This is a genomic window from Rhizobium sp. BK112, from assembly GCF_014193215.1.
In the GTDB taxonomy this organism is placed as follows: Bacteria; Pseudomonadota; Alphaproteobacteria; order Rhizobiales; family Rhizobiaceae; genus Rhizobium; species Rhizobium anhuiense.
This window is the reverse complement of the sequence record NZ_JACHYZ010000004.1, coordinates 244,847-256,422: the sequence shown is the minus strand read 5'-3', so window position 1 is coordinate 256,422 and position 11,576 is coordinate 244,847. Positions and strand designations below refer to the sequence as shown.

General features: G+C 62.1%; 11 protein-coding genes. 5 read left to right on the top strand and 6 right to left on the bottom strand.

Going from position 1 to position 11,576, the window contains the following annotated elements:
* Nucleotides 1-77 precede the first annotated feature (77 nt).
* Together ubiB and ubiE are read right to left on the bottom strand one after the other, a co-directional pair.
* Complete coding sequence (ubiB, locus tag FHT75_RS13895) at nt 78-1,652, bottom strand: 2-polyprenylphenol 6-hydroxylase (RefSeq protein WP_183844895.1); 1,575 nt, start codon at nt 1,650-1,652, stop codon at nt 78-80.
* A gap of 62 nt (nt 1,653-1,714) precedes the next feature.
* Nucleotides 1,715-2,491, bottom strand: coding sequence for a bifunctional demethylmenaquinone methyltransferase/2-methoxy-6-polyprenyl-1,4-benzoquinol methylase UbiE (gene ubiE / locus FHT75_RS13890; RefSeq protein ID WP_063474780.1), 777 nt, complete (start codon nt 2,489-2,491; stop codon nt 1,715-1,717).
* Nucleotides 2,492-2,640: 149 nt separating this feature from the next.
* Between ubiE and mutM the strand changes: the two genes are divergently transcribed.
* The 5 genes from mutM (at nt 2,641) to FHT75_RS13865 (ending at nt 8,443) form a co-directional block, all read left to right on the top strand.
* A complete protein-coding gene (gene mutM / locus FHT75_RS13885; protein WP_063474779.1) occupies nt 2,641-3,546 on the top strand; it encodes a bifunctional DNA-formamidopyrimidine glycosylase/DNA-(apurinic or apyrimidinic site) lyase in 906 nt (301 codons plus the stop codon).
* A 23-nt stretch (nt 3,547-3,569) separates the two neighbouring features.
* Nucleotides 3,570-4,343 carry an enoyl-CoA hydratase gene (locus FHT75_RS13880; protein WP_063474778.1) on the top strand — a complete coding sequence of 258 codons (774 nt, stop codon included), beginning with the start codon at nt 3,570-3,572 and terminating at the stop codon, nt 4,341-4,343.
* A gap of 192 nt (nt 4,344-4,535) precedes the next feature.
* Nucleotides 4,536-4,814: a 30S ribosomal protein S20 gene (gene rpsT / locus FHT75_RS13875; RefSeq protein ID WP_003544819.1), complete on the top strand. Its 279-nt coding sequence runs from the start codon at nt 4,536-4,538 to the stop codon at nt 4,812-4,814.
* Nucleotides 4,815-5,672: 858 nt separating this feature from the next.
* Entirely contained in the window at nt 5,673-7,223 is a 1,551-nt protein-coding gene (dnaA, locus tag FHT75_RS13870) for a chromosomal replication initiator protein DnaA (protein WP_047617290.1), read from the top strand.
* A 137-nt stretch (nt 7,224-7,360) separates the two neighbouring features.
* Nucleotides 7,361-8,443 carry a saccharopine dehydrogenase family protein gene (locus tag FHT75_RS13865; RefSeq protein WP_047617221.1) on the top strand — a complete coding sequence of 361 codons (1,083 nt, stop codon included), beginning with the start codon at nt 7,361-7,363 and terminating at the stop codon, nt 8,441-8,443.
* Between the two features lie 67 nt (nt 8,444-8,510).
* Here the strand turns inward: FHT75_RS13865 and hemW are convergent, their stop codons facing one another.
* From hemW to rph, 4 genes are read right to left on the bottom strand one after another with little or no spacing between them, the layout of a single operon-like run.
* Nucleotides 8,511-9,713, bottom strand: a complete 1,203-nt coding sequence (gene hemW / locus FHT75_RS13860) for a radical SAM family heme chaperone HemW (protein WP_047617219.1) — start codon at nt 9,711-9,713, stop codon at nt 8,511-8,513.
* A 9-nt stretch (nt 9,714-9,722) separates the two neighbouring features.
* Nucleotides 9,723-10,367, bottom strand: coding sequence for an RdgB/HAM1 family non-canonical purine NTP pyrophosphatase (gene rdgB / locus FHT75_RS13855; protein WP_047617217.1), 645 nt, complete (start codon nt 10,365-10,367; stop codon nt 9,723-9,725).
* Nucleotides 10,368-10,793 (bottom strand): VOC family protein, encoded by a 426-nt coding sequence (locus FHT75_RS13850; RefSeq protein WP_063474777.1) that lies wholly within the window; start codon nt 10,791-10,793, stop codon nt 10,368-10,370.
* Nucleotides 10,790-11,509 carry a ribonuclease PH gene (gene rph / locus FHT75_RS13845; protein WP_011650181.1) on the bottom strand — a complete coding sequence of 240 codons (720 nt, stop codon included), beginning with the start codon at nt 11,507-11,509 and terminating at the stop codon, nt 10,790-10,792. Before rph ends, FHT75_RS13850 begins: the two co-directional genes overlap by 4 nt.
* Between the last annotated feature and the right edge of the window lie 67 nt (nt 11,510-11,576).

The window sequence follows — 11,576 nt, the reverse complement described above, 5'->3', positions numbered from 1 at the left end:
TTGAAAATGAGACTAAGCGAGCCCTCCGTCACATGGGATATCCCAAATGCCGAACACAGCATGTTTTTGGCAGACGGTCAGCTCAGCATCCAGGCAATATAGAGAAGCGTCAATGCGATGATCCACAGCGCGATCCTGGCCGAGCGATTGTGGCGCGCCTCGGTCTTGCCGATCGCATCCGCCGTCTGCGCATCGAAACGCAGCCCGTGCTCGCTCATATGCAGAAGCTGGTGGTGGAATTTTTCGGTCTTCGCCGCAATTTCCGGCACGGCTTCGGCGAGCTTGACCGCCGCCTTCAGCCCGTCCTTGATATCGGTGGCGATCCGCTTCGGCCCGAGATTGGTGCGGATCCAGTCGCCGACGACGGGCTCGGAGGCCTTCCACATGTTGAAGCGCGGATTGAGCATGCGCGACACGCCCTCGACCACGACCATGGTCTTCTGCAGCATCACCAGTTCCGGCCGCGTCGCCATGTCGAACAGTTCGGTCACTTCGAACAGCAGCGTCAGCAGCTTGCCCATCGAGATCGTCTCGGCCGGCTGCCCGTGGATCGGCTCGCCGATCGCCCGGATCGCCTGGGCAAAGCTCTCGACATTGTGATGGCCGGGCACATAGCCCGCCTCGAAATGCACCTCGGCGACGCGGATATAGTCGCGGGTGATGAAGCCGTAGAGGATTTCGGCGAGGAACCGCCGCTCCTTCTTGCCCAGCCGCCCGACGATGCCCATGTCGACGGCGACGATCATGCCGTCGGCATCGACGAAGAGATTGCCCGGATGCATGTCGGCATGGAAGAAGCCGTCGCGCAGCGTGTGGCGCAGGAACGACTGGATCAGTGTATCGGCAAGCAGGTTGAGATCGTGGCCGGCCGCCCGCAGGCCCTCGACGTCGGACATTCTCGTGCCGTCGATCCACTCCATGGTGATGACGTCGCGCCCGGTGCGCTCCCAGTCGACCTTCGGCACCCGGAAGCCCGGGTCTTTTTCGGTATTCTCGGCGATCTCGGAAAGGGCGGCCGCCTCCAGGCGAAGATCCATCTCCACCTTGGTCGTCTGCTCCAGCGTCTTCGTCACCTCGACCGGCCGCAGCCGTCGGCTGAACGGCAGGAAACGCTCCTGCATATGGGCGACGAGATACATCGCCTCGATGTCATGGGCGAAGCGCTGGCGCACGCCCGGCCGCACGATCTTGACGGCTACCTTCTTGCGGCCCGCCGATGTCTCGACCTCGGCCGGATGCACCTGGGCGATCGAGGCGGCGGCGATCGGCTCGCCGAAGCTCGCATAGAGCTCGCCGATCGGCCGTCCAAGCGAGCCTTCGATATTGGCCTTGGCGGCGGCCGAGGGAAAGAAGGCCATCCGGTCCTGAAGCTGCGACAGGTCGTTGGCAAATTCGACGCCAACGACATCCGGCCGCGTCGCCAGGAACTGCCCGATCTTCACATAGGAGGGGCCGAGCCGCTCGACCGCCTGCGCCAGCCGGTCGCTGCGGGCAATCGCCTTGGCGCGGTTGCGCGCAAACACGCCGACGAAGGATTTGGCAAGGCTGATCGGGGGCGGTAGGCCCTCCGACGGCAGCGCCGAGATCACGCCTTCGCGCACAAGAATCCAGCCGACCCGAATGAGCCTGAAATATGCCCCGAAAGTGCTCATGTCCTGTGTGATTCTCGCGCGACGCTATCCGAAAACCGCTCTACATTTTTCGCCGTCATGCGTCAGAGCTTCCAGCCGGAATGGAGAGCGGCGATGCCGCCGGTATAATTGGTGTAGGTGACGCGCGAAAAGCCGGCCTGGCGGATCATGGCCGCAAAATTCTCCTGGTTCGGGAACTTGCGGATCGATTCCACCAGATATTGGTAGGGTTCGGCATCGCCGGTAATCGCCTTGCCGAATTGCGGAATGGCATTGAACGACCAGGCGTCGTAGATCTTGTCGAGAAGCGGCATATCGACTTCGGAAAATTCCAGCACCAGCAGCCGTCCGCCGCGTTTCAAGACGCGATAGGCTTCCGACAGCGCGACGTCGATCCTCGGCACGTTGCGGATGCCGAAGGCGATCGTATAAGCATCGAAGCTGCCGGCCTCGAAAGGCAGTTCCTCGGCATTCGCCTCGACGAAGGTGAGATTGCCGGAAAGCTTCTTCTTTTCCGCCCGCTCGGCACCGACGCCGAGCATCGAGCCGTTGATGTCGAGCACGGTGGCATGCGCCTGCCGGCCCGAAGCCTCGACGATGCGGAAGGCGATATCACCCGTGCCGCCGGCGACGTCGAGCACCTTGTAACCCGGCTCCTTGCGCGGGTTCAGCGCCGAAATCATCGCATCCTTCCAGGCGCGGTGCATGCCCATCGACATGACGTCGTTCATGATGTCGTAGCGCTTGGCGACCTTGTGGAACACCTGGTTGACCAGGCCCTGCTTCTCGCCGTCAGGCACCTCGCGGAAGCCGTAGGAGGTCTCCATGCCGCCATCGGCGGAAGTGCGGCTTTCTGACATCAGACTGCTCCATTCCTGAAGATTCAGGCGCGGCGGCCATAGCGAAAGACCGTGCGCGACGTTATCTATGGACCGCGTTCTCCGCGGCACACTGGCGCTATAGCGCACATCGTCGTCGGTTGAAACACGTTAGATATAGATGGGTTAAGATGCCGGAATTGCCAGAAGTCGAAACGGTGAAACGCGGCCTGACGCCGGCGATGGAAGGCACGCGCATCACCAGGCTGGAACTGCGGCGCGGCGATCTGCGCTTCCCCTTTCCCGACGCTTTCGCCGACAGGGTTTCCGGCCGCACTATTGTCGGCCTTGGCCGCCGCGCCAAATATCTGCTGGTCGACCTCGACGACGGCAACACGCTGATTTCCCACCTCGGCATGTCCGGTTCCTTTCGCATCGAGGAGGGCCGCATCGAGGAGGGGGTTGCCTCCGCTGCGCCAGGCGAATTCCATCATGCCCGCTCGAAGGACGAGAAACACGATCACGTCGTCTTCCATTTGCAGGGTGCAAGCGGCCCGCGCCGCGTCGTCTATAACGATCCGCGCCGTTTCGGCTTCATGGATATGGTGGGGCGGGCCGATCTTGCCGCCCATCCCTTCTTCCGCGATCTCGGCCCGGAGCCGACGGGAAACGAACTCGGCGCCGCCTATCTCGCCGAACGCTTCCGCGACAAGGCGCAGCCGCTGAAGAGCGCGCTGCTCGACCAGAAGAACATTGCCGGTCTCGGCAATATATATGTCTGCGAGGCGCTGTGGCGCTCGCATCTTTCGCCGGTCCGCGCCGCCGGCTCGCTGGTGACGGCGGCCGGCAGGCCGAAGGCGCAGCTCGACCTGCTCGTCGCCTCGATCCGCGACGTCATCGCCGATGCGATCGCGGCCGGCGGATCGTCGCTGCGTGACCATATCCAGACCGACGGATCGCTCGGCTATTTCCAGCATTCCTTCTCCGTCTACGATCGCGAAGGTCAGACTTGCCGCACGCCCGGCTGCGGCGGTACGGTCGCCCGCATCGTCCAGGCGGGTCGCTCCACCTTCTATTGCGCCGCCTGCCAGAAGTAAGAGTGAGAAACCGGGAGAACAGCATGACCTACGAGACCCTGATCGTCGAAACCCGAGGCAATGTCGGCCTCGTCACGCTGAACCGTCCGCAGGCGCTGAATGCCCTGAACTCCACCGTGCTGAAGGAGCTGAAGGAGGCCTATGCCGGCTTCCACGCCGATGAGACGGTCGGCGCGATCGTGCTCACCGGTTCCGAGCGCGCCTTTGCCGCCGGCGCCGATATCAAGGAAATGCAGGCGCTTCAGTTTGCCGACATCTATAAGAGTGATTTCATCAGCGGCTGGGATGATGTCGCCAAGGCGCGCAAGCCTGTCATCGCTGCCGTCAGCGGTTTTGCGCTCGGCGGCGGCTGCGAGCTCGCCATGATGTGCGATTTCATCATCGCCTCGGAGACGGCGAAGTTCGGCCAGCCGGAAATCACCCTCGGCGTCATTCCCGGCATGGGCGGGTCGCAGCGGCTGACCCGCGCCGTCGGCAAGGCGAAGGCGATGGACCTCATCCTGACCGGCCGGATGATGGATGCGGCGGAAGCCGAACGATCGGGACTCGTTTCGCGTGTGGTGGCGCCCGAGCGTCTGCTCGACGAGGCTTTTGCCGCGGCCGAAAAGATCGCCTCGCTGTCGCGTCCCTCGGTCCTGATGGCCAAGGAGGCAGTCAACCGCGCATTCGAGACGACGCTGGAGGAGGGCTTGCGTTTCGAGCGCCGGCTGTTTCACAGTCTCTTTGCCACCGACGACCAGAAAGAAGGCATGGCGGCCTTCGTCGAGAAGCGCAAACCGGCTTTTACGCACCGTTGAATGTTTTTCGGCGCTTGCCGGTGGTAAAGCTTGAAAATCCGCGTTGACGTGGGCCGGCTTTAGAGTTATATGCCCGCCCACGGTTCGGAAAGCCGGTTTGGTTTTCCGCGATTGCTCCCGCATTGCTGGATTTTGTGGCCGCAGGGCCCGCGGTAATGGCGGAGTTTGTTCGAATTCTTGAGAGAGGCATCCATGGCCAATACAACTTCGGCGAAAAAAGCGACCCGCAAGATCGCCCGCCGTACCGACGTCAATAAGGCTCGTCGCTCGCGCGTTCGTACTTTCGTTCGCCAGGTCGAAGAGGCCATCGCATCCGGTGACGCCGCCAAGGCGAAGGAAGCTTTCCTGGCGGCTCAGCCCGAGCTTGCCCGCGCCGCCAGCAAGGGTGTGCTGCACTCCAATACGGCATCGCGCAAGGTTTCGCGCCTGGCTGCTCGTGTGAAGGCTCTTTCGGTCACCACGACCGCATAATCTTCCTTTAACGACTTCCTCTTTATGATTAGCCCGGTAATTTTACCGGGCTTTTTCGATTCCGCCAATCAGCCCCTGCATGGTTAATCTCACGACTGTTTCGTGTCAGTGCCATGACAGGAAAAATTGTTTAAAAACAATGGCTTGCGCTAGGATGCTTTCACGCCGCGCGACTCTACCCCACGCTTTCGGGGTCAGGGGTGAGTCAAGAAGATTTTTATTTTTTTTCTTTCCATGCGTGTCAAAATAGCCCGAACGGGGAATCTCCTTGATTCAAAAGCGATTCTTTTTTGACGCTGGTGTGACGCCCGAAAAGGGCAGGCGGAGTCAATGGCCGCTTCTTAATTTTGCGTAAAATTCATCGTTGATATTGCCTTTTGATCCTGCCTAAATGGCTTTCAACAAAGGGCGCGGACATCACCTGCAGAGGCTCGGTCTTAACTGCCACGTCGGCAGGGCGATAAGTTTGTGCCCTTTGTTACGGAGCATTGCGTTTCCGTTTTTTCAAGCACTTGACGGATTTGGGCCGTAACGTGGCTGTTACGGAGCGGAGATGTTTTGTGCCTTCAGCGGCCACACGTTTAAGGCGAGACCGCAGGAGAGGGTTAAAGTGATATTGCGTTCGGGCTGGTCGGCCGAAAACGAGGATCGACCGCCAGCCTGGCACGGAAAGCCGCTGAAGGTTCCGCATGAATGCGGTCCCTGCAACGGAATTCTGTTGCCGGTCCCTTCGGGGGCAGTGTTTGAGTGAACCGGCAGGTGAGCGGCTTCATGAGGATGCCGTCAGCCCGCCAAAGCGGGGAATGATCGGGCGGCTATTTTAGCGGAAGCCGCCCGGTGGAATTGAAAGGCGGCATTATGCACATGAATACGATGACGACGGGCGGGCTCGACAATGGGGATGCGGCACCGCAGACGTTCGGCACCATTCGCCTGGAAGTGGGGGAAGCAAAGGCGGACATGAAGCACAGCATCTTGTTTGAGCGCGTCAGCGCGCGCTTGAAGGCCCAGGTCGGTCCTGACGTCTATGCCAGCTGGTTCGCCAGGCTGAAGCTGCATTCGGTATCGAAGAGCGTCGTTCGTCTCTCGGTTCCCACGACCTTCCTGAAGTCGTGGATCAACAATCGTTATCTCGATCTCATCACCGGTCTGTTCCAGGCCGAGGACCCGGAAATTCTCAAGATCGAAGTCCTGGTGCGCACGGCAACGCGCAGCGGCACCAAGGCGCTCGACGAGGCGGTTCAGCCCGAGCCGGTCGTTGCCCCCCAGATGCGCCGCCCGACGAGCGCCCAGCCGGCCGGTCAGGCCGTCCAGCAGGCGGTGTCGGCTGTTGCTGCGGCAAGGCCCGCAAGCTTCGGTTCGCCGCTCTTTGGCTCGCCGCTCGATAGCCGCTTCACCTTCGATACCTTCGTGGAAGGCAGCTCGAACCGGGTCGCGCTTGCGGCTGCCAAGACGATCGCGGAAGCCGGTTCCGGCGCCGTGCGCTTCAATCCGCTCTTCATCCATTCGACGGTCGGCCTCGGCAAGACCCATCTGCTGCAGGCGGTCGCCAATGCGGCGGTGCAGAACCCGAGAGCGCTGCGCGTCGTCTATCTGACGGCCGAATATTTCATGTGGCGCTTCGCCACCGCAATCCGCGACAATGATGCGCTGACGCTGAAGGATTCGCTGCGCAACATCGATCTCCTGATCATCGACGACATGCAGTTCCTGCAGGGCAAGATGATCCAGCATGAATTCTGCCATCTCCTCAACATGCTGCTCGACAGCGCCAAGCAGGTCGTCGTTGCTGCTGACCGTGCGCCCTGGGAGCTGGAGTCGCTCGATCCCCGCGTCCGTTCGCGCCTGCAGGGCGGTGTCGCGATCGAATTCGACGCGCCGGATTACGAGATGCGTCTCGAAATCCTCAGGCGTCGCCTTGCTGCAGCCCGGCTCGAAGATCCATCACTCGAAATTCCGGCCGAACTGCTCCAGCATGTCGCCCGCAACGTCACGGCCAGCGGCCGCGAACTCGAAGGCGCCTTCAACCAGCTGGTCTTCCGCCGCTCCTTCGAGCCGAACCTGTCGATTGAGCGCGTGGACGAACTGCTCGCCCATCTGGTCGGCTCCGGCGAGCCCCGCCGGGTGCGCATCGAGGATATCCAGCGCATCGTCGCCAGGCACTACAACGTCTCGCGCCAGGAACTGGTCTCGAACCGCCGCACCCGCGTCATCGTCAAGCCGCGCCAGATCGCCATGTATCTGTCGAAGACGCTGACGCCGCGCTCCTTCCCGGAGATCGGCCGCCGTTTCGGCGGTCGTGATCACACGACCGTGCTGCATGCCGTGCGCAAGATCGAGGAACTGATTTCGGGAGACACCAAGCTTTCGCACGAAGTCGAGCTTCTGAAGCGGCTGATCAACGAATAATCGACGATTCTCTTCTGAATTCGACGGCCGGAAGCGATTCCGGCCGTTTTCCTTTATAAGTTTTTTATTCTATACCTCCGGCGCATCCAGTGCATGTCAAAGACTGAAGCGCTGAAATGAGCGCGTGGGAGGAATGAATGAGTTTCGAAAAGATCGCCGTTCTCGGCCTGGGCAAGGTCGGACGGCTGGCGGCGACGCTGTTGCATGAAGGCGGCTTCGAGGTGATCGGCGTCGATGCGCAGCTGCCGCTGAGCGACGTCCCCTTCAAGTGCCGCACCGGCGATATTTCAGATCCCGCGGTGATCGGCGAACTGCTCTCCAGTGTCGAGGCGGTGCTCTCCTGCCTGCCTTATCATTTGAACATCGAGTTGGCGCGCGCCGCCCATCTTGCCGGCATTCATTATTTCGATCTGACCGAAGATGTTCCCACAACCAATTTCATCATCGAACTGTCGAAGACCGCCCGCGGCCTGATGGCGCCGCAATGCGGCCTGGCGCCGGGTTTCGTCGGTATCGTCGGCGCAAGCCTGGCCGACGGCTTCGATCGCTGCCGTTCGATCCGCATGCGCGTCGGCGCCCTGCCGCAGCACCCGACCGGGCTGCTCGGCTACGCCTTCAACTGGTCGCCCGAGGGCGTCGTCAACGAATATCTGAACGACTGCGAGGTGATCGAGGGCGGTGTCCGCAAGCTGGTCTCGCCGATGGAATGGCACGAGACCGTCTATGTCGGCGGCGTCAAGCTCGAAGCCTTCACCACCTCGGGCGGTCTTGGCACCATGTGCGACACCATGCTCGGCAAGATCGACAATCTCGATTACAAGACGATGCGTTATCCCGGCCATATGGAGCTGATGAACTTCTTCTTCCACGAACTGCTGATGCGCGACAAGCGCAAGCTCGCCGGCGAGATCCTGACCAACGCCAAGCCGCCGGTTGAAGACGATGTCGTCTATGTCCATGTCGCCGCCGAAGGGACGGAGAATGGCAGCCTGCGCCGCAAGGAATTCGTGCGCGCCTATTACCCGATCGAGATTGCCGGCGCCCGCCGCACCGCAATTGCCTGGACGACCTCGGCCTCGGTCGTGGCCGTCATCGAAATGGTCCGCGACGGCCTGCTGCCGGCGACCGGCTTCCTGCACCAGGAGCATATTCCGCTGGAGATGTTCTTGAAGACGCCGACCGGCAGCCTGTTCAAATCAGGCGCGACCAGCCACGGCTGATAAATGCGCTCCAGCGCGGCGGCGATATCGATGCCGCCGCGTTGTAAATTCGCACGTCGTATTGATGTCAGCAGGCGAGATCGGCGACGACGGAGTCGAGGATCAGCATGCCGGACGGCGTGCAGCGCAGGCGTGAATTGCCGATCCGCTCGATGAATTTGTGTTCCAGCAGGAATTCCTCGCGTTTCGGGTCGAGGTCGCGGCCCGAAAGCTGCTGCCAGCGGGCAAGATCGACACCTTCCCGGAGCCGCAGCCCCATCAGCAAGAGCTCGTCGGACTGTTCCTCGAAGCCGAGCCGCTCCTCGTCGAGAATGCCGTGGCCGTCGCGCTCGACCATGTCGAGCCAGGCTTCCGGCTTGCGCTCGGTCGCCGTGGCGATCTTCTCCGGGCCGCGTGTCAGCCGGCCATGGGCGCCGGGGCCGATGCCGGCATAATCGCCGTAACGCCAGTAGGTCAGGTTATGCCGGCTTTCGGCACCCGGCCGGGCGTGATTGGAAACCTCATAGGCCGGCATGCCCTCGCGCGCGGTGATCTCCTGCGTCGCCTCGTAGAGCAATGCCGATTGCTCGCCGTCCGGCACGACCAGCTTGCCCGCCTTGTGCAGGCCGTAGAAGGGCGTGCCTTCCTCGATGGTCAGCTGATAGAGGGAGAGATGGTCGACCGCATAGGAGATAGCCTCCTTCAGCTCTTTCTCCCATTCCTCGACCGTCTGCTGCGGCCGGGCATAGATCAGATCGAAGGACATGCGGGGAAAAATGTCGCGCGCCAGCCGGATTGCTTTCAGCGCGTCGGCGACATCATGCAGACGGCCGAGGAATTTCAGGTCCCGATCATTCAGCGCTTGCACGCCGAGCGAGACACGATTGACGCCGGCGGCCCGATAGCCGCGGAAGCGGTCGGCCTCGACGCTCGAAGGGTTGGCCTCCATGGTGATTTCGATGCCGGCAGGCACGTGCCAGTGCCGGGCAATGCCGTCGAGAATGGCCGAGACCGTTTCCGGCTTCATCAGCGAGGGCGTGCCGCCGCCGAGGAAGATGCTGGTGACCGTCTTCGGCCCGCTCATCGCCCGCACCGTTGCCATCTCCTTCAAGAAGGCAGCGGTGAAGCGCTCCTGATCCACCGGCTGGTGGCGCACATGGCTGTTGAAATCGCAATAGGGACACTTCGCCGCACAGAAGGGCCAATGCACGTAGACGCCGAAGCCGGGCTCACCGGTATCGGGCAAAAGTGCTGCATCGCGCGAGCTGCTTGGCGTGTCTGATGTGCCCACGTACCGACCTTATGCCTCCAGGCAGGTTTCGACGAAGAGTTTGAAGGCGCGGGCCCGGTGCGACAGCGCTTGCGGCTTGCCGACGTTCCAGCCGTGTTTTTCCTCGCCGCTCATTTCGCCGAAGGTGATGTCGTAACCCTTAGGCTGGAAGACCGGATCGTAGCCGAAGCCCTGGGTGCCGCGCGGCGGCCAGACGACGCTGCCTTCCACCTCGCCACGGAACAGCTCCGTGTGCCCGTCCGGCCAGGCGAGGCAGAGCACGCTGATGAAACGTGCGGTGCGCTGTTCCGGCTTCGTCGCGCCGGCATCCTGCAGCGCCTTTTCCACCTTGGCCATCGCCATGTCGAAATCGCGCGTGCCGTCGGCCCTCTCCGCCCAGTTGGCGGTGTAGACGCCGGGATCGCCGCCGAGCGCGTCGACCACCAGTCCGGAATCGTCCGAAAGCGCCGGCATGCCGGCGGCATTGGCCGAGGCCACCGCCTTGATCGTCGCATTCTCCTCGAAACTCGTGCCGGTCTCGTCAGGCTCGACGAAATTCAGCTCCGCCGCCGATTTGGCGGTGAAGCCGAGCGGCCCGATCAATTCCTGGATCTCGCGGATCTTGCCGGCATTGTGGCTGGCGACGACGATGGTCTTCGTTTCAAGCTTGCGCATTCAGATATCCTGTTCGATGCCCCAGATTTTAGCCTCTGCGCATTCCAGGCTGTTGCCGGCCGGATCGCGGAAATAGATCGAGCGGCCGCCGTTCGGCCAGCGCACCTCGGATTCGATCGCCACATCAGCCGCCGTCAGCTTCTCGGCCATGGCGTCGATATTGCGGCCGGATACCCGGAAACAGGCATGGCCCTGGCCGGTGGTGCCGTGCGGCGGCACCTGCAGGGCATCAGGCGCCGGCGGCTTCACCGTTTCCTCGGGGTTGAAGATTAACAGAACGCCGGGCCCGCAGCGGAAGAAGACATGCCGGTTGGCGGCGCGGGCGATCTTCTCCAGTCCGAGGACGTCTTCGTAAAACGCCTCGGCCTGATCGAGATCCCGCGCATAGAGCGCCGTTTCCAACATGCCTTCCAGCATGGGGTTCATCCTTCGACGGCTTGCTTCTGCAGCGCCACCAGTTCGCCGATGCCGTTTCTGGCAAGCTGCATCAGCGAGGTGAATTCGCCCTCGCTGAACGGCGTGCCCTCGGCCGTGCCCTGGATCTCGACGATCCCGCCGGTGCCGGTCATGACGAAGTTCGCATCGGTCTCGGCCGAGGAATCCTCGAGGTAATCGAGATCGATCACCGGCTGGCTGGCGAAGATACCGCAGGAGATGGCGGCGACATGATCCTTCAGGACCCGGTCAACCTTGATCATGTTGCGGCTTTCCATCCATTTCAGGCAATCGTAAAGCGCAATCCAGCCGCCGGTGATCGAGGCGGTCCGCGTGCCGCCATCGGCCTGGATGACGTCGCAGTCGAGCGTGATCTGCCGTTCGCCGAGCGCCTGCAGGTCGACGACGGCGCGCAACGACCGGCCGATCAGCCGCTGAATTTCCTGGGTGCGGCCGCCCTGCTTGCCGGCGGCGGCCTCGCGCTTCATCCGTTCGCCGGTCGCCCGCGGCAGCATGCCGTATTCGGCGGTGACCCAGCCCTTGCCGGTATTGCGCAGCCAGGGCGGCGTCTTTTCTTCAAGGCTGGCCGTGCAGAGCACATGCGTATCGCCGAACTTGACCAGGCAGGAGCCTTCCGCATGCTTGGAAAAATTGCGCTCGAACGAGACCTTGCGCATCTGGTCGATTTTTCTGCCTGAAGGCCGCATTCTTATCTCCTGGGGTTTGTTGACCGCTTCTACGATTGGCGGCGCCTATTTGCAAATTCCCTTTTGC

Coding starts and splice junctions, on each gene's coding strand:
- dnaA (WP_047617290.1), top strand. CDS start 5,673: ATGCACATGAATACGATGACGACGGGCGGGCTCGACAATGGGGATGCG.
- ubiB (WP_183844895.1), bottom strand. CDS start 1,652: ATGAGCACTTTCGGGGCATATTTCAGGCTCATTCGGGTCGGCTGGATT.
- FHT75_RS13850 (WP_063474777.1), bottom strand. CDS start 10,793: ATGAACCCCATGCTGGAAGGCATGTTGGAAACGGCGCTCTATGCGCGG.
- ubiE (WP_063474780.1), bottom strand. CDS start 2,491: ATGTCAGAAAGCCGCACTTCCGCCGATGGCGGCATGGAGACCTCCTAC.
- FHT75_RS13865 (WP_047617221.1), top strand. CDS start 7,361: ATGAGTTTCGAAAAGATCGCCGTTCTCGGCCTGGGCAAGGTCGGACGG.
- mutM (WP_063474779.1), top strand. CDS start 2,641: ATGCCGGAATTGCCAGAAGTCGAAACGGTGAAACGCGGCCTGACGCCG.
- rpsT (WP_003544819.1), top strand. CDS start 4,536: ATGGCCAATACAACTTCGGCGAAAAAAGCGACCCGCAAGATCGCCCGC.
- FHT75_RS13880 (WP_063474778.1), top strand. CDS start 3,570: ATGACCTACGAGACCCTGATCGTCGAAACCCGAGGCAATGTCGGCCTC.
- rdgB (WP_047617217.1), bottom strand. CDS start 10,367: ATGCGCAAGCTTGAAACGAAGACCATCGTCGTCGCCAGCCACAATGCC.
- rph (WP_011650181.1), bottom strand. CDS start 11,509: ATGCGGCCTTCAGGCAGAAAAATCGACCAGATGCGCAAGGTCTCGTTC.